Origin of the sequence: Nocardioides lijunqiniae (genome assembly GCF_015024225.1) — a bacterium.
Lineage (GTDB): Bacteria > Actinomycetota > Actinomycetes > Propionibacteriales > Nocardioidaceae > Nocardioides > Nocardioides lijunqiniae.
Map to the genome: position 1 here is coordinate 42,624 of NZ_JACJGM010000020.1, position 16,485 is coordinate 59,108.

15 protein-coding genes and 1 tRNA gene are annotated in these 16,485 nt (G+C 71.9%); 7 read left to right on the top strand and 9 right to left on the bottom strand.

What is annotated here, in order from left to right; genetic code table 11:
- Nucleotides 1-47 precede the first annotated feature (47 nt).
- Nucleotides 48-746: a uracil-DNA glycosylase gene (locus tag IRQ30_RS13390; protein WP_193613369.1), complete on the top strand. Its 699-nt coding sequence runs from the start codon at nt 48-50 to the stop codon at nt 744-746.
- Between the two features lie 34 nt (nt 747-780).
- Nucleotides 781-1,554 (top strand): dioxygenase family protein, encoded by a 774-nt coding sequence (locus IRQ30_RS13395; protein ID WP_193613371.1) that lies wholly within the window; start codon nt 781-783, stop codon nt 1,552-1,554.
- Between the two features lie 102 nt (nt 1,555-1,656).
- Here IRQ30_RS13395 and IRQ30_RS13400 read toward each other — a convergent pair whose 3' ends face one another.
- Genes IRQ30_RS13400 through IRQ30_RS13410 form a run of 3 tightly spaced genes read right to left on the bottom strand, consistent with a single transcriptional unit; the run spans nt 1,657 to nt 6,473 of the window.
- A complete protein-coding gene (locus IRQ30_RS13400; RefSeq protein ID WP_193613373.1) occupies nt 1,657-3,231 on the bottom strand; it encodes an FMN-binding glutamate synthase family protein in 1,575 nt (524 codons plus the stop codon).
- A gap of 40 nt (nt 3,232-3,271) precedes the next feature.
- Nucleotides 3,272-4,831, bottom strand: coding sequence for a succinic semialdehyde dehydrogenase (locus IRQ30_RS13405; protein WP_193613375.1), 1,560 nt, complete (start codon nt 4,829-4,831; stop codon nt 3,272-3,274).
- A 1-nt stretch (nt 4,832) separates the two neighbouring features.
- A complete protein-coding gene (locus IRQ30_RS13410; RefSeq protein WP_193613377.1) occupies nt 4,833-6,473 on the bottom strand; it encodes a GMC family oxidoreductase in 1,641 nt (546 codons plus the stop codon).
- Nucleotides 6,474-6,567: 94 nt separating this feature from the next.
- Here IRQ30_RS13410 and pdxY point away from each other — a divergent pair, with 94 nt between their 5' ends.
- The gene (gene pdxY / locus IRQ30_RS13415) at nt 6,568-7,419 is read left to right on the top strand and encodes a pyridoxal kinase PdxY (RefSeq protein WP_193613378.1); all 852 of its coding nucleotides are present in this window, start codon (nt 6,568-6,570) and stop codon (nt 7,417-7,419) included.
- A 3-nt stretch (nt 7,420-7,422) separates the two neighbouring features.
- On the opposite strand, the gene IRQ30_RS13420 is transcribed toward pdxY, so the two are convergent.
- From IRQ30_RS13420 to IRQ30_RS13435, 4 genes are all read right to left on the bottom strand, one after another.
- On the bottom strand, nt 7,423-7,734 hold the full coding sequence (locus tag IRQ30_RS13420; protein WP_227467552.1) for an HNH endonuclease signature motif containing protein: 312 nt from the start codon (nt 7,732-7,734) through the stop codon (nt 7,423-7,425).
- A 123-nt stretch (nt 7,735-7,857) separates the two neighbouring features.
- Nucleotides 7,858-7,930 (bottom strand) — tRNA-Thr (locus tag IRQ30_RS13425).
- 23 nt (nt 7,931-7,953) lie between these two features.
- Complete coding sequence (locus IRQ30_RS13430) at nt 7,954-8,892, bottom strand: transketolase family protein (RefSeq protein ID WP_193613382.1); 939 nt, start codon at nt 8,890-8,892, stop codon at nt 7,954-7,956.
- Entirely contained in the window at nt 8,889-9,560 is a 672-nt protein-coding gene (locus IRQ30_RS13435; RefSeq protein ID WP_227467553.1) for a thiamine pyrophosphate-dependent enzyme, read from the bottom strand. Before IRQ30_RS13435 ends, IRQ30_RS13430 begins: the two co-directional genes overlap by 4 nt.
- Nucleotides 9,561-9,642: 82 nt before the next feature.
- Between IRQ30_RS13435 and IRQ30_RS13440 the strand changes: the two genes are divergently transcribed.
- Nucleotides 9,643-10,869 (top strand): MFS transporter, encoded by a 1,227-nt coding sequence (locus tag IRQ30_RS13440; protein WP_193613386.1) that lies wholly within the window; start codon nt 9,643-9,645, stop codon nt 10,867-10,869.
- On the opposite strand, the gene IRQ30_RS13445 is transcribed toward IRQ30_RS13440, so the two are convergent.
- Nucleotides 10,866-11,597, bottom strand: a complete 732-nt coding sequence (locus IRQ30_RS13445; protein WP_193613388.1) for an SDR family NAD(P)-dependent oxidoreductase — start codon at nt 11,595-11,597, stop codon at nt 10,866-10,868. The two genes, IRQ30_RS13440 and IRQ30_RS13445, sit on opposite strands and share 4 nt — an antisense overlap.
- A 213-nt stretch (nt 11,598-11,810) precedes the next feature.
- On the opposite strand from IRQ30_RS13445, the gene soxR reads away from it, so the two are divergent.
- The 3 genes from soxR to IRQ30_RS13460 are packed head-to-tail and all read left to right on the top strand — an operon-like array spanning nt 11,811 to nt 15,308.
- On the top strand, nt 11,811-12,227 hold the full coding sequence (soxR, locus tag IRQ30_RS13450) for a redox-sensitive transcriptional activator SoxR (protein WP_338089704.1): 417 nt from the start codon (nt 11,811-11,813) through the stop codon (nt 12,225-12,227).
- A complete protein-coding gene (locus IRQ30_RS13455; RefSeq protein WP_193613391.1) occupies nt 12,224-14,071 on the top strand; it encodes a glycoside hydrolase family 13 protein in 1,848 nt (615 codons plus the stop codon). Before soxR ends, IRQ30_RS13455 begins: the two co-directional genes overlap by 4 nt.
- Before the next feature lie 10 nt (nt 14,072-14,081).
- Complete coding sequence (locus tag IRQ30_RS13460; protein WP_193613393.1) at nt 14,082-15,308, top strand: DUF4032 domain-containing protein; 1,227 nt, start codon at nt 14,082-14,084, stop codon at nt 15,306-15,308.
- Nucleotides 15,309-15,324: 16 nt separating this feature from the next.
- On the opposite strand, the gene IRQ30_RS13465 is transcribed toward IRQ30_RS13460, so the two are convergent.
- Nucleotides 15,325-16,479, bottom strand: a complete 1,155-nt coding sequence (locus IRQ30_RS13465) for an acyl-CoA dehydrogenase family protein (protein ID WP_338089698.1) — start codon at nt 16,477-16,479, stop codon at nt 15,325-15,327.
- Nucleotides 16,480-16,485 lie beyond the last annotated feature (6 nt).

Consider the following 16,485-nt stretch of genomic DNA (forward strand, 5'->3'; position numbering starts at 1 on the left):
CGCCCCGCCTCTCATCACCGCCAACCCGACCCTGGTGGGATGTACCCATGAGCGCACTCGCGGGCCTGGTGGACAAGGGACTGATGGCACCGGACTGGGCGGAGGCCCTCGCACCGGTCGACGACCGGATCGGCCGCATGGGCGCGTTCCTGCGCGACGAGCTCGCCGCCGGGCGCGACTACCTCCCGGCCGGCGACCACGTCTTCCGGGCCTTCCGCCGCCCCCTGGCGGACGTGCGCGTCCTCGTCGTCGGGCAGGACCCCTACCCCACTCCCGGACACCCGATCGGCCTGAGCTTCGCCGTCGACGCGCACGTGCGACCCGTGCCGCGCAGCCTCGCCAACATCTACCGCGAGCTGGGCACCGACCTCGGTCTCGCCACTCCTGAGCACGGCGACCTGACCGCGTGGTCCGAGCAGGGCGTGATGCTCCTCAACCGGGTCCTGACCGTGCGTCCGACCGAGTCGGCCTCCCACCGCGGTCGCGGCTGGGAGGAGGTCACCGAGTGCGCGATCACCGCCCTCGTGCGGCGCGTGGCCGACGGCGGCCCGCCGGTCGCGGCGATCCTGTGGGGCCGCGACGCCCAGTCGCTCAAGCCGCTGCTCGGCCCCGTCCCCTGGGTCGAGTCGGCGCACCCCTCTCCCCTGTCGGCGTCCCGGGGCTTCTTCGGCTCGCGCCCCTTCTCCCGAGTCAACCGGCTCCTCGAGGAGCGCGGCGGACAGGCCGTGGACTGGTCGCTCCCCTAGCCGTCCCGCTTGACGTCCGGGATATAGTTGAAACATGAACTACCGGATGCCCGCTCTCTACCTCGGCCACGGCGCGCCGCCCCTGCTCGACGACCCGATCTGGTCGGGTGAGCTTGCCGCGTGGGCGCGCGACCTCCCGCGCCCGAAGGCGATCCTGATCGTCAGCGCGCACTGGGAGTCGGCACCGGTCAGCCTGAGCGCCAACGGCGCCCCGCTCGTCTACGACTTCGGTGGCTTCGACGCGAAGTACTACCGGATGACCTACGAGACCCCCGACGCCACCGCACTCGCCAAGCGGGTCGCGGCGATGATGCCGGCCACCGAGCCGGTCCACCAGCACACCTCGCGCGGCCTCGACCACGGCGCGTGGGTGCCGCTGCGGATCATGTACCCGGAGGCCGACATCCCGGTCCTCCAGATGTCCCTGCCCACCCAGGACCCCGCGCGCCTGCTGGCCCTCGGCGAGAGGCTGCGCCCGCTGCGCGACGAGGGCGTGCTGATCATCGGCAGCGGGTTCCTCACCCACGGGCTGCCGTTCCTGAAGGAGTTCCGCATCGAGGCGGCCGCGCCCGGCTGGTCGCAGGAGTTCGACGCCTGGGCCGGCGAGGCGCTGGCCCGCGGCGACGTCGACGCGCTCGCCAACTACCGCGCAGAGGCCCCCGGCATGCCCTACGCCCACCCCACGGTGGAGCACTACACGCCCCTGTTCGTCACCCTCGGCGCCGCCACCACCCCCGACGACCCCGGCATCCAGGTCATCGACGGCTTCTGGATGGGGCTGTCGAAGCGCTCACTCCAGATGGCCTGACCCCGACACCCCGCAGCCTCTGGGCATTTCCTGTCACTTCTGGGCCAGAGTTCTGGCCCAGAACCTCAGGTTTTTCAGCATCTGCTGAAAACCCTGCTCCCGCTACGCCGGCCCCGACGCACCCGCCGCGACGTCCGCGGGACGCTCCGAGCCGGGGACGGCCATCAGCCGGCGCACGTCCTCCTGCAGGGCCGGGCCGAGCTCGCCCCAGCCCGGCTCGTACCCGTAGAGCTCGCGCAGCGAGACCCGCGAGCGGGTGCCGTCGAGCAGGTCGACGTCCTCGGGCCCGATCAGACCCGGGTGGACGACGCCGACGGCCTCGCTGACCTTGATCAGGTCGCGGCGCAGGGAGGTCACGTAGTTGGCGGCGCGCACGGACTTCAGCGTCGGGTCCAGCCCGCGCTGGAGCCAGGCGTTCTGCGTCGCGACGCCGGTCGGGCAGTGGTCGGTGTGGCACTTCTGGGCCTGGATGCAGCCGATCGCGAGCATCGCCTCGCGGCCCACCTGGATCAGGTCCGCGCCCAGCGCGAACGCCACGGTCGCGGTCTCGGGGATGCCGAGCTTGCCGCCGCCGATGAACGTCACGTCGTCGGTGAGCCCGGCGGCGGCGAAGCGCCGGTAGACCTCGCTGAAGCCGATCCGGAACGGGTAGGCCACGGAGTCGGCGAAGACCATCGGCGCCGCGCCGGTGCCGCCCTCGCCGCCGTCGATGTTGACGAAGTCGACGCCGCGCTGCCCGCCGGCCATCTCCGCGACCAGGTGGTCCCAGAAGTCCAGGTTGCCCACGGCCGACTTGATGCCGACCGGCAGCCCGGTCTCGGCGGCGATCATCTCGACGAAGTCCAGCATCGAGTCGACGTCGTGGAAGACCTCGTGCCGGCTCGGTGAGGCGCAGTCGACCCCGGCCTTGATCCCGCGGATCGCGGCGATCTCGTCGCTGACCTTCGCGGCGGGCAGCATCCCGCCGAGGCCCGGCTTGGCGCCCTGCGACAGCTTGATCTCCAGCGCCCGGACCGGCGCGCCGGCGACCAGGTCCTTGAGCCGCGCCAGGTCGAAGCGGCCGTGCTCGTCGCGGCAGCCGAAGTAGGACGTGCCGATCTGGAAGACCAGGTCGCCGCCGTTGCGGTGGTACGGCGAGAGCCCGCCCTCCCCGGTGTTCTGCAGGCAGCCGGCGAGGTCGGCCCCGCGGTTGAGCGCCTCGATCGCGTTGGCCGACAGCGAGCCGAAGCTCATGCCGGAGATGTTGACCACCGACGGCGGCCGGAAGGCCTTGGCCCGGCCCCGGGCGGCGCCGATGACCTTGGCGGCCGGCACCGGGACGCCCTCCTCGGCGTGCCGTCCGGTCGCGGCGCCCGGCCCGGTGAACGTGCGGTGCTTGATGATCGGGTAGCCGACGACGTTCTCGACGTCGTTGTCGGTGCCGAAGCCGAAGTAGGAGTTCTCCAGCTTCGAGGAGGCGTAGACCCAGCGCCGCTGGTCACGGCTGAACGGCCGCTCCTCGTCGTTGGAGGTGACGATGTACTGGCGCAGCTCGGGGCCGAACCGCTCGAGCTGGAAGCGCAGGTGCCCCACGACGGGGAACGTGCGCAGGATGGCGTGCTTGCGCTGGGTGAGGTCGTGTGCGGCGACCGCACCGAGCGCCGCGGCGCCGAGGGCCGCGACCCGGGTGAGCTTCATGCTCTAGAGGTACCCGCAATCGGCACCGGACGATAGGGCGTCAGCGGATCCGCGTCTTGCGCATCATCCGCAGCCCCGACAGCATCCCCTTCACGTACTCGTCGTAGTCCTGGCCGGGCCGGGCCCCCATGACCTGCTTCTTGAGGACGGCGAGGTTCTGCACATCGGTGTACTTGGTCAGGCCCTGGTCGCCGTGACGGGCGCCCACGCCCGACTGCTTCACGCCGCCCGAGGGCGTGCCCTTGGACGCGAACGCCGTGGCGAGGATGTCGTTGACGTTGACGTTGCCGGAGTGGATGCGTCGCGCCACCGCCTCGGCGCGCGACAGGTCGCCGCCCCAGACCGAGGCGTTGAGGCCGTACTCGGTGTCGTTGGCGAGCTCGACGGCCTCGTCGACGGTGCGGTAGCGGTGCAGCCCCACCACCGGGCCGAACGTCTCGGTGGAGCCGGCGAGCATGTCCTTGGTGACGCCCTCGAGGATCGTGGGCTCGAAGAACGCCGGCCCCAGGTCGGGACGAGCCCTGCCGCCGGTGACGACCGTGGCGCCCTTGGCGACCGCGTCGTCGACGTGCGACTGGACGCGCTCCTTGTGGTCGGGCGAGACCAGCGAGCCCATCTCGGGGCCGAAGTCGTACGTCGCGCCGACGTTCAGCGCCTCGGCCGCCGCGGTGAAGCGGGTCTTGAACTCGTCGTAGCGCGACTCCGGGAGGTAGATCCGCTCGATGTGCATGCAGATCTGGCCGGTGTTGCCGAACACGCCGAAGACCGCGCCCTGCACGGTCTCCTCCATGTCGGCGTCGTCGAGCACGATCATCGGGTTCTTGCCGCCGAGCTCGAGGCAGCAGCCGATGAGGTTGCGCCCGGCGCGCTCGCCGATCACCCGGCCGGTCGCGGTGGAGCCGGTGAACATCACGTAGTTGGCGTTGTCGATGAGCGTCGGCCCGACGTCCGGGCCCTCGCCGCAGACCACCTGGAACAAGCCCTTCGGCAGCCCGGCGTCCTCCAGCATCTGGATGCCGTAGAGCGGCGAGAGCGCGGTCTTGTTGTCGGGCTTCAGCACGACGCCGTTGCCCGCGATCAGGGCGGTCACGGCGTCGGAGAGGCCGGTGGCAAAGGGGAAGTTCCACGGCGCGATGACGCCGACGACACCCTTGGGCTGGCGGATCTCGGTCGAGGTGGTGAGGAACGGCACCGGCCCGCCGCGCTTGACCGGCGCGAGCAGGTGCGGCGCCCGCTTGATGTAGTGGCTCATCACCATCGGCGGGTCGCAGCTCTCCTCGATCGCCATCCGCCGGTTCTTGCCGCTCTCGACCTGGATCAGGTCGGTCGTGGTGACCGCGTTGTCGACGAAGAGCCTGTGCGCGCGCTTGAAGACGGCCAGCCGCTTCTTCAGCGGCCACGAGGCCCACTCGCGCTGCTCCGTGCGTGCGGTGGCGAAGGCCCGCTCGATGTCGGCGGGCGTCGACTGGGGCAGCTCGACCAGGACCTCGCCGGTGTAGACCTCGGTGAGCTTCCACGTGCCGCCGCTGGTCGACGGGATGCGGGCGACCAGCCGCTGGAGGAACGCGTCGGTGATCGACGCGGGGCGCTGCAGCGTCATGTCAGGACCCCGCGCGGGCGCCGCCGAGGACGAGGTCGGCGCCGCGCTCGCCGATCATGATCGCCGGTGCGTTGGTGTTGCCGCCGGTGATCGACGGCATGATCGAGGCGTCGCAGACGCGCAGCCCCTCGATGCCGCGCACCTTGAGGTCGGGCCCGACGACCGCGAGCTCGTCGACGCCCATCCGGCAGGTGCCGACACCGTGGTAGACCGACGTCGCGCGGTTGAGGATCGCGTCGCGCAGGGCCTGGCCCTTCACGCTCGCACCGGGGTGGATCTCCTCCTTGACCGCGCCGCCGAACGCCGCGCCTCCCATGATCTCGCGCACCATCTCCGAGCCCTCCGCGAGCACCTCCAGGTCGGCCGGGTCCGCGAGGTACTGGAAGTCGATCAGCGGCGCCGCCGTCGGGTCGGACGAGGCCAGGCGCAGGGTGCCGCGGCTCTTGGGGTAGATCAGTGTCGAGAGCAGCGTGAGCGACGTACGCGGGTCGACCTTGTGCTGGATCGGCTCGTCCTGGTTGGGCGAGACGTAGGACCACGGCAGCAGGTGCAGCTGCAGGTCGGGTACGTCGGTCGCCTGCGAGGTGCGCAGGAAGGCCACCGACTCGAAGACCGAGTTGGCGAGGAACGTCTTGCCCGGCCGCAGCGCCTCCTGGGCCACGCCCTTGGCGAAGAAGAAGGCGTTGCCGCGCATCTTCGACGTCGTGGTGTGGAAGGTCAGCGCGTGGAACATGTGGTCGTGCAGGTTGTCGCCGACGGGCAGGTCGGCGATCACCTTGATGCCGTGGTCGATGAGGTGCTGCGCGTGCCCGACGCCGGAGAGCATCAGCAGCTGGGCCGACCCGACGAAGCCGGCCGAGAGGATGACCTCCTTGCCCGCGCGCACCGTGCGGCGCGAGCCGTCCTTGTCGGTGACCTCGACGCCCGTGGCGCGCCCGTTGTCGATGACGACCTTGGTGACCATGACCTCCGACTGCAGCTGCAGGGACGGCACGTCGAGGTGGTGGATGTAGCCGCGCGAGGCGCTGTAGCGCAGCCCGTCGGACGCGTTCTGCTGCATCCGGCTGACGCCTTCCTGGGACTCGCCGTTGTAGTCGTCGAGGATCTTCACGCCCATGGCGTCGGAGGTCGCCTGGATGAACTGCAGCGACCCCTCCTGCGGCGCGCGGTTGCGGGTGACCTTGATCGGCCCGCCGGACCCGCGGTACTGGTCGGGCCCGCCCTCGAAGTCCTCCATGCGCCGGTAGGCCTCGTTGACCTCGTCGGCCGACCAGCCGGTGTTGCCCTCGGCTGCCCAGGCGTCGTAGTTGGCGCGGTTGCCGCGCACGTAGACCATGCCGTTGATGGAGCTGGAGCCGCCGACGACCTTGCCGCGCGGGACCGGCATCTTGCGGTCCAGGAGGTGCTTCTGCGGCGTGGAGTAGAAGCCCCAGTCGACGCGGGCCTTGATCTGCGGGACCGAGTGCATCGGTCCGATCATCCCGGGCTTCTTCACCAGGTACTGGTCGTCGCTCTTGCCGGCCTCGAGCACGATGACGCTGGCGCCCGACTGGGCCAGGCGGCCGGCGATCGCGGCGCCGGAGCTGCCGGACCCGACCACCACGTAGTCCGCTTCGTTCCGGGGGGGAGCAGCCTTGGCCATGGGTGTGGTCCTCGCGTCAGTCGGGGTGATGGCGGCCACAACTGTAACGCGTTCTAGTTTGCTCCGTACACCCTTCCACGACGACACTCGGAGCGTGCAGATCCTCTCGATCCAGTCCTCCGTCGCCTACGGCCACGTCGGCAACTCCGCGGCCGTCTTCCCGCTCCAGCGCCTCGGCCACGAGGTGTGGCCGGTCATCACGGTGCACTTCTCCAACCACACCGGGTACGGCGCGTGGCGCGGGCCGCTGCTCGCGCCCAACGACGTGGCCGAGGTGATCGCCGGCATCGGCGACCGCGGCGTGCTGGGCGAGGTGGACGCGGTGCTGTCCGGCTACCAGGGCGACCCGGCGATGGGCCAGGTCATCCTCGACGCCGTCGCCCGGGTGAAGGCGGCCAACTCCGACGCCGTCTACTGCTGCGACCCGGTGATGGGCGACGTGGGCCGGGGCATGTTCGTGCGGCCGGGCATCCCGGAGTTCCTGCGCGACACCGTCGTCCCCGCCGCCGACGTGATCACGCCCAACCACTTCGAGCTCGACTTCCTCGCCGGCACGACCACGACCACCATCGACGAGGTGCTCGCGGCCGTCGACGTGGTGCGCGAGGGCGGCCCCCGCGACGTCCTCGTCACGAGCGTCCTGCACGGCGACTCCGCGCCCGACACCCTCGACGTGGTCGCCGTCTCCGACGCCGGCGCCTGGGCGGTCACCACACCGCTGCTCCCGATCACGCCCAACGGCTGCGGCGACGTCACGGCGGCGCTCTACCTCGCCCACCTGCGCACGACCGGCTCCCCCGAGCTCGCCCTGGGCCGCACGACCTCGTCGGTGTTCGGCATCCTCGAGGCCACGCTGGCCGCCGGCACCCGCGAGATCCAGCTCGTCGCCGCCCAGGACGCCATCGCCGACCCCGCCGACCGCTTCCCGGTGCGGCGGCTGCGCTGAGCGTCAGTAGGACCTGCCTTCGGCGTAACGCTCACGGCGCGCAAAGCGCCCGCGCCCCCTGTTGCGGCTCTTGAACGTCGGCAACTGGGAATCGCAGTTCGGGCACACGAGTCGTAGGTTGTCTCGCCCATTGTGGGAGGCGTCGCCATCGACGTGATCGAGCACGAAAGTCAACGGTTGCCCGTTCCAGGTGGAGGGACAGCCGCACAAGGCGCACCGCTCCTGCTGCTCCTGAGCGATGTACCGACGCACGTAGTGCCCCTTGCCGGTGCCGGGATGCGCCACGCCGGTCTCGAGCCAGATCTGCACGAGCAAGGCGCGCTCGTGAGCCCTCTGACACGAAAGGCTGCAGAAGACCCGTGACCTGCGACCTTCCGTGGTCGATCCGCATCCGGCGCACTGGAACATGTCCAGCACGCTAGGAGCAGCCACCGACAGAGCCGCGTGAGAGAATCGAACTCTCGACATTCGCATTACAAGGGCGATGCTCTGCCAACTGAGCTAACGCGGCGCGCGCTCTCGCGCGCGGCAATCCTAGGCGGTGGCGGCCCGACGGTTCGCACCCTGCCCGCCGCATCGCGCGGCAGGGCGCAGGAACTCCTCGAGCGCGCGGGCGATGCCGGCGGCGTCGAGGCCGTGGGCGCCGACGTGCTGCTCGGGGGTGCCGTAGCGGCGGTGCTCGACGCGGTCGACGCCGAGCGCGAGCAGGCGGTGCGGCACGTCGCGCAGGGCGTCGGCGACGTGACGGGCCGACGTCCCGGCCAGCCACGGCTCGACCAGGACCACCTCGGGGCTGCCGAGCGCGGCGCGGAGGCCGCGGGCGTCGAAGGGCCGCACGGTGCTGGTGTAGAGCACGGTCACGTCGCGCCCGGCCGTGGCCGCCACCACTGCGTCCAGCACCGGCCCGACCGCGACCACGGTGGCGCCGGCGCCGCGGCGTACGACGTGGAAGTTGCCCGACGTCACCGCGAACGTGCAGGCGTTGGCCTGGCCGACGACCCGCACGTAGTGGAGGCCGGAGCCGGCCACCGCCGAGCGCAGCACCATGTCGGTCTCGACCGCGTTGCCCGGTGCGTGCAGCGAGATGTCGGGCAGGGTGTCGAGGAGGGCGACATCGCCGGGCGACTGGTGGGTACGTCCCCCGCCCGAGACGTCGAACGATCCGCCCGACCCGACCAGCACGCCGCCGACGTCCTGGTGGGCGAAGCCGAGCTTGACCTGCTCGAAGGCACGCTCCACCAGGAACGACCCGAACGTGTGCACGATCGGCCGCAGCCCGGTCAGCGCCATGCCGGCGCCGACGTTGACGAGCAGCTGCTCGCGGATGCCGACATTGACCACCCGGTCGGGGTGTCGGGCCTCGACCTCGCGCAGGTACTGCCCCGAGATCTCGGCGTAGACCAGCGCGACGGAGTCGTCGGACTCCACCAGGTCGGCCGCGGTGGCCGCGAACTGTCGACGCGCGTCCCTCATCGCCCCACCACCTCCACGACCTCCGCCACCACGACGCCCGGACGACCTACCGCGCGGTGCGCGAGCGCCTTCTCGAGCTGGTCGTGGTCGCGGCCGTCGACGGTCACGGCATGCCAGCCCTCGGTGCGGAAGCGCTCCTCGATCCGCCCCGCCACGGCGTACGACGCCGATCGGTTGTCCACGACCACGACCGTGAGAGCGTCGAGCTCGAGCGCCACGGCCAGCGCGAGCGCCTCGTGGTTGGAGCCCTCGTCCAGCTCGGCGTCGCCGACAAGGACCACGACGCGCGAGTCGATGCCCTGGGCCCGCAGGCCGAGCGCCGTACCGACGGCGAGCGGCAGCCCGTGCCCGAGCGAGCCCGAGGAGATCTCGACGCCGGGCACGAGGTTGCGGTCGGGGTGGTGCCCCAGCGGGGAGTCGTAGCCGCCCCAGCCGGCGAGCCACGAGGCGGGGAAGAAGCCGCGCTCGGCGAGGACGGCGTAGTAGGCCATGGGGCCGTGGCCCTTGGAGAGGTAGAGGCGGTCGCGGTCGACGTCGGCCACGCGCTCGGGCGAGACGTCCAGCACCCGCTCGTAGAGCACGCGCAGGACGTCGAGGGTGGAGGTGGCGGCGTCCGAGTGCTTCTCGTCGCCGGTCATCAGGCCCATCAGCCTGGTCGTCTCGCTCATGCCGACCATGCTCGGACTTCAAGTCGACTCGAAGTCAACACCCCGCCCTCGGGAGCCGCCCGGCCTTTGACAGACTCCTCCGGTGACCGACGCGCCCGCCACCGAGAGCCGCGCTGCGCGGATCCTGGTCCTGGTCGGCATCGTGGTGCTGGCCTTCAACCTCCGCCCCGCCGCCGTGAGCGTCGGCCCGGTCCTCGACGAGATCCGATCCGGCCTCTCGATGTCGGGCACCGAGGCCGGGGTGCTGACCTCGCTCCCGGTGCTGGCGTTCGCGCTCTTCGGCGGACTGGCGCCGCGCTTCGCCCGCGCCGTGGGCAGCCACCGGCTCACGCTGATCGCGCTGCTCAGCGTCGTGGTCGGCCTGTTCCTGCGCGCCCGCATGGAGAGCGTGGTCCCGTTCCTCGCGCTGTCCCTGCTGGCCCTGGCCGGCATGGCCACCGCCAACGTGCTGCTCCCGAGCCTGATCAAGGCGCACTTCCCCGACCACACCGGGCTGATGACGTCGATCTACTCCACGGCCCTGGCCATCGGGCTCACGCTCGCCTCGGTGACGACGGTGCCGATCAGCGAGGCGACCGGCGGCTGGCGCGACGGCCTGGCCGTCTGGGCCTTCACGGCCGCGATCGCCGCCCTGCCCTGGCTCGCGCTGCTGCGCCACGACCGACCGACCGGCGACCGCGACCGCGCCGGCCACGCGCCCATCGGCCTGCTCGCCGTGGCCCGCACCCGCCTGGGCATCGGCATGGCGCTGTTCTTCGGGATCCAGTCGCTGCAGGCCTACGCGATCTTCGGCTGGTTCGCCGCGATCTTCCGCGACTCCGGCTACTCCGCCACCCAGGCCGGGGTCCTGCTCGGCGTCGTCACGGGCGTCAGCATCCCGCTCTCGTTCGTGATCCCCACGCTGGCCGCCCGGATGCCCGACCAGCGACCGCTCGTGTGGGCGATCCTGTCGTGCTACCCGGTGGGCTACATCGGCATGATCGTGGCGCCGTACGAGCTCGCCTACCTGTGGGCGGTCCTGGTCGGCATCGGCACCACGACGTTCCCGCTGATCCTGACCCAGATCGGGCTGCGCTCGCGCACCCCCGCCGGCACCGCCGCCCTGTCCGGCTTCACCCAGTCGACGGGCTACCTGCTGGCGGCGCTCGGCCCCTTCGGCGTCGGTCTGCTGCACGACGTCAGCGGCGGCTGGACCGTGCCGCTGGTCGCGCTCACCGTGCTGACGATCCCGCTGCTCGCGGTCGGGCTCTCGGTGTCGCGACCGGCGTACATCGAGGACGAGTTGGACCAGCGCCGGACGTCGGCCTAGCTCATCCCGCCGTCGAAGGCGAGCACGCTGCCGGTGATCATCCGCGCCTCCTTCGAGGCGAGGTAGACGATCGCGGAGCCGAGCTCGGCGGGAGTGATCGCGCGCCCGGGCAGCATCATCATCAGGCGGTCGGCGACGCGGGCGTCCAGGTCCGGCGGGAAGATGCTGGCGACGTGCGACACGATCGGGGTGTCGACGGTGCCGGGACAGATCGCGTTGACGCGCACACTGTGCGGCGACAGCTCGAGCGCGAGCGACTTCGTCAGCATGGTGAGCCCGCCCTTCGCCGCGGCGTACGCCGTCGCGTAGGGCTGCGCGACGTTGCCGGCGACGGAGGAGACGTTGACGATGTTGCCCCGGCTGGCCTTGAGGTGGGGCAGCGCGGCCTGCATCAGCATGAACGGACCCTTGAGGTCGACCGCGTGGACGCGGTCCCACTCGGCGTCGGAGATCTGCTCGAACCGCCCGAACTGCACGATGCCCGCGACGTTGGCGAGCACGTCGATCCGCCCGCCCTCCGCGCAGGTGGCGATCGCCGCGTCCACCGACGCCCGGTCGCCGACGTTGCACTCGACGTACGTCACGCCGTCGGGGACCGTCGCCTGGATGTCCAGCCCGAAGACGGTGTCGCCCAGGTCGCGGAAGAGCTCGGCCGTCGCGAACCCGATGCCGGACGCCGCCCCCGTGATGACGACGACGCGCGGGCTGGAGGCGGGGGTCTCGGTCATGGCGCGGAGCGTACCAGCGGACTAGAACGTGTTCTAGGTTTGTGGATCGGCGGCACCTCTGCCGACACTCAGCGTCGGCAGTTGGTCTCCGCACCGGCTGCGCCAAGCGCGGCGTTCGGCTCACCGGGTCTCGACGGGCGCTCGACCACCGGAGGGCGGCCGCATGTTGAAGTTCGGTTGAGGTACCGGCAGGGTGACAGGGTGGAGCTGACGGTGGGACAACTGGCGGAGAGGTCGGGCGTGGCGACGAGCGCGATCCGCTTCTACGAGTCACGGGGGCTGGTGCACTCCCGGCGTACGACGGGCAACCAGCGCCGCTACCCGCAGGCCGAGCTGCGGCGGGTGGCGTTCATCCGCACCGCCCAGCGGGTCGGGCTGTCGCTCGACGAGATCGCCGAGGCGCTGGCCACGCTGCCGGACCGCCGGGCACCCACGAAGTCCGACTGGCACCGCCTCAGCAAGGCCTGGCGTCCGCGCCTCGACGAGCAGATCCGCCGCATCGAGCTGCTGCGCGAGCGCCTCGACGGCTGCATCGGCTGCGGCTGCCTCAGCCTGAAGAGCTGCGCGCTCACCAACCCCGGCGACGTCGCCGGCGCGCGCGGCACCGGGGCGGTGTTCCTCGAGCCATGAGCCTCCTCCTCGAGCCCCACCACGACGGGTCCCCCCTCTACCTCCCCGACGACCGGCCCACGCCCGACGGCACGGTGACGGTCCGGATGCGCACCCACGTCGACGACCCCGTGACGGCGGCGTGGGTCCGCACGACGTACGACGCCGAGCCGGTCTTCCACGAGTGCCGGCGCGAGGCGACCGACCCGGACGACACGACCGGCACCGTGTGGTGGTCGGCCGAGCTGCCGGTGCACAACCCGGTGACCCACTACCGCTTCCTGCTCGCCGACGGACCCGCCGCCGGCGACGACGGCGCCGTCACCGCGCCAGCCCAGCGCTGGCTGACCGCCGCCGGGATCGTCGAGCACGACGGGCCCGACGCCTTCGACTTCACTGTCAGCTGGCACGAGCCGGCGCCCGACTGGGGTCGCGACGGCGTCGTCTACCAGGTGTTCCCGGACCGCTTCGCCCGCTCGGCGCAGGCCGACGAGCGCCCCACGCCGGCGTGGGCCCTGCCGGCCGCGTGGGACGACGAAGTGGTGTTCGAGCTCGACGACCCGCGTACGGCGGTCCAGCTCTACGGCGGCGACCTCGACGGCGTCGTCGAGCACCTCGACCACGTGGCCGAGGTGGGGGCGACGATCCTCTACACGACGCCGGTGTTCCCCGGGGAGAGCAACCACCGCTACAACGCCTCCACCTTCGACGGCGTCGACCCGCTGCTCGGCGGCGACGAGGCCTACGCCCGGTTGAGCGCGGCCGTCCACGAGCGCGGCTGGCGGATCCTGGGCGATCTCACGACCAACCACACCGGCGACACCCACGAGTGGTTCCTCGACGCCGTCGCCGACCCGGAGTCGGACCGGCGCACCTGGTACCACTTCGCGCCGGACGGCAGCTACGAGTGCTGGATGGGCTGGCAGAGCCTGCCCAAGCTCAACCACGCCGACGACGGCGTGCGGCGGGCGATGGTCGCCGGGCCCGACAGCGTCGTCGCGCGCTGGCTGCGACCGCCGTTCGACGTGGACGGCTGGCGCATCGACGTCGCCAACATGACCGGCCGGCTCGGGGCGATCGACGTCAACCACGCCGTCGCCCACGACGTACGGCGCACGGTCGCCGAGGGCCTCCCCGACGGCCTGGTCATCGGCGAGCACAACCACGACGCGTCGGGCGATCTCGACGGCGCGGGCTGGCACGGCACCATGAACTACTCCGGCTTCGCCTGGCCCGTCTGGTCGTGGCTGCGCGACCCCGCCTCCCCCGCCCGCGCCTTCGGGCGGCCCGTCCCGGTGCCGCGGCGCAGCGGGCCGTCGGCGCAACAGGCGCTGCGCGAGTGGCTGGCGCGCTTCGGGTGGCGCGCCACCAGCCAGTCGTGGAACGTGCTCGGCTCCCACGACAGCGCCCGCATCCGCACGGTCACCGGCGACCCGGCCCTGCACCGGGTCGCGGCCGGCCTGCAGTTCACGCTGCCCGGCGTCCCGATGGTCTTCGCCGGCGACGAGATCGGGCTCGAGGGGATCGCCGGCGAGGACTCGCGCCGCCCGATGCCCTGGCACCGCCCCGAGACCTGGGACCGCGCCACCCTGACGACGTACTCCGCGCTGGCCGCGGCCCGCGCCGAGCACGTCGCCCTGCGCCGCGGCAGCCTGCGGTGGGCGCACGTCGACGACGACTGCCTGATGTACCTGCGCGAGCACCCCGCCGGCTCGGTCCTGGTCTGCGTCCGCCGCGCCCCGGGGCCGGCGGTCGACCTGCCCGCGGACCTGGTCTCGCTGGGCGAGCCGTTGGTGTCGACCGAGGCCGACCCCGTGGGGCCGCACGCCAGCGACCATCCGGGGCTCACCGTCTGGCGGGTCTAGTCTGAGGGCCATGGCGCTCCACATCGTGGCGAACCGGCCCGACCCCGCACTGCTGCGGCTGCCCTGGGCGACCTGCCTGGAGGAGTGGGACGACGAGTACGTCGTGCCGCTGCCGCGCGGCCTGTCGCGCCACGTCGTCCGCATCGTGCGGCTCGGCACGCGCACCTACGCGATCAAGGAGACCGTCGCCGAGATCGCGTTCAAGGAGTACCACCTGCTGCGCGACCTGAACCGGCTCGGGCTGCCCGCCGTCCTCCCCCAGGGCGTCGTGACCGGCCGCGTCGACGAGCACGGCGAGGAGCTGCCCGCGGCGCTGCTGACCGAGCACCTGCAGTTCTCCCTGCCCTACCGCAGCCTCTTCGCGCACGGGCTCACCGCCGACAACGTGCCGTCGCTGATGGACGCGCTCGTCGTGCTGCTGGTGCGCCTGCACCTGGAGAGCTTCTTCTGGGGCGACGTGTCGCTGTCCAACGTGCTGTTCCGGCGCAACGCCGGCGGCTTCGCGGCGTACCTCGTGGATGCCGAGACCGGCGAGCTGCGCGGCACCCTGTCGCAGCAGATGCGCGACTACGACCTCACCATCGCCACCGAGAACGTCTTCGCCGAGCTCCTCGACCTGCAGGCCAGCGGATCGCTCGACGAGCACGCGCAGGCGCTCGAGATCGCGACCTCCATCCGGGAGCGGTACGCCGCCCTCTGGGCCGAGCTGACCGACGTCGAGGAGTTCTCCGCCGACGAGATGTGGCGCATCGAGCAGCGCATCGAGCGGCTCAACGACCTCGGCTTCGACGTCGACGAGCTCGACATCGTCACCGACCTCGGCGGCGACCAGGTGCGGATCCAGCCGAAGGTCGTCGAGCTCGGCCACCACCGCCGCGAGCTCCAGGCCCTCACCGGGCTCAACGTCGAGGACGGCCAGGCCCGTCGGCTGCTCAACGACATCGCCGCCTTCACCGCCCACTACGACCTCGGCCGCGAGGACCGCACCCTGGTCGCCAACCGCTGGCTCACCAGGACCTGGGAGCCGCTGATGGCGATGATCCCGGCCGAGCACCGCGGCAAGCTGCCGCCCGCGGAGTTCTTCCACGAGGTGCTCGTGCACCGCTGGTACCTCTCCGAGCGGGCCGGCCACGAGGTCGGCATCTTCGACACCGCTCGCGACTACATCGAGCACGTCCTCCCCCACCGCCCCGACGAGGTCGTCGAGGTGTCCTCGGGTCGCGACTCGGCGGGATAGTCCCGACGGAGCGACCTCAGCGGAGCAGGTCGCGCCCGATCACCATGCGCTGGATCTGGTTGGTGCCCTCGAAGATCTGGGTGACCTTGGCGTCGCGGAAGAGGCGCTCGACGGGGTAGTCGCGGGTGTAGCCGTTGCCGCCGAGGACCTGGATCGCGTCGGTGGTGACGCGCATGGCGGCGTCGCTGGCGGTGAGCTTGGCGATGCTGGCCTGGCGCGAGAAGGGGCGGCCGGCGTCCTTGAGCCGCGCGGCGTGGAGGTACGTCGCCCGCGCGCGCTCGACGTCCGCGGCCATGTCGGCCAGGAGGAACTGCATCCCCTGGAACTCCCCGACCGCGCGGCCGAACTGCTCGCGCTCGCCGGCGTAGGTCACGGCGTGGGCCAGCGCCGCCTGCGCGATGCCGGTGGCCACCGCCGCGATGCCGAGCCGGCCGGCGTCCAGCGCCGAGAGCGCCACCCGCATCCCGGCGCCCTCGTCGCCGATGCGCTGCGCGGCCGGGATCCGGGCGCCGTCGAAGAGCACCTGGGTCGTCACGTCGCAGTGCAGGCCGAGCTTCTTCTCGGGGGCGCCGAAGCTCATCCCCTCGGTGTCCGCGGGCACGATGAACGCCGACAGCCCGCGCTTGGGGTCCTCGCCGGTGCGGGCGAACAGGATGTAGTAGTCGGCGCAGGAGCCGTTGCTGATCCACTGCTTCGTGCCGCTCACGACGTAGGTGTCGGTGGCCGGGTCCAGCACCGCCTTCGTGCGGATGCCGCTGACGTCGGAGCCGGCCTGCGGCTCGGAGAGGCAGTAGGCGCCCAGCCAGTCGCCCTCGAGCATCCGCGGCAGCCAGGTCGCGCGCTGGTCGTCCGAGGCGTTGGTCGACACCACCGTCGCGGTGAGGGAGTGCACGCTGGCGCCGACGCCGACGCTGGGCCACGCGGTCGCGATCTCCTCGATCACCTGGAGGTAGACCTCGTAGGACTGCGCGCCGCCGCCGACGTCCTCGGCGAACGGCAGGCTCAACAGCCCGGAGCGGCCGAGCAGCCGGTAGGCGTCGGCGGGGAACTCCGCGCGCTCCTCCATCGCGTCCACCTGCGGTGCGAGCTCGCGGGTGGCGATGTCACGGGTCAGCGCGAGGAGCGCCTCGGCGTCCTCGTCGGGCAGCAGTCGGTCCACGGTGGTCGGCACGCCTCC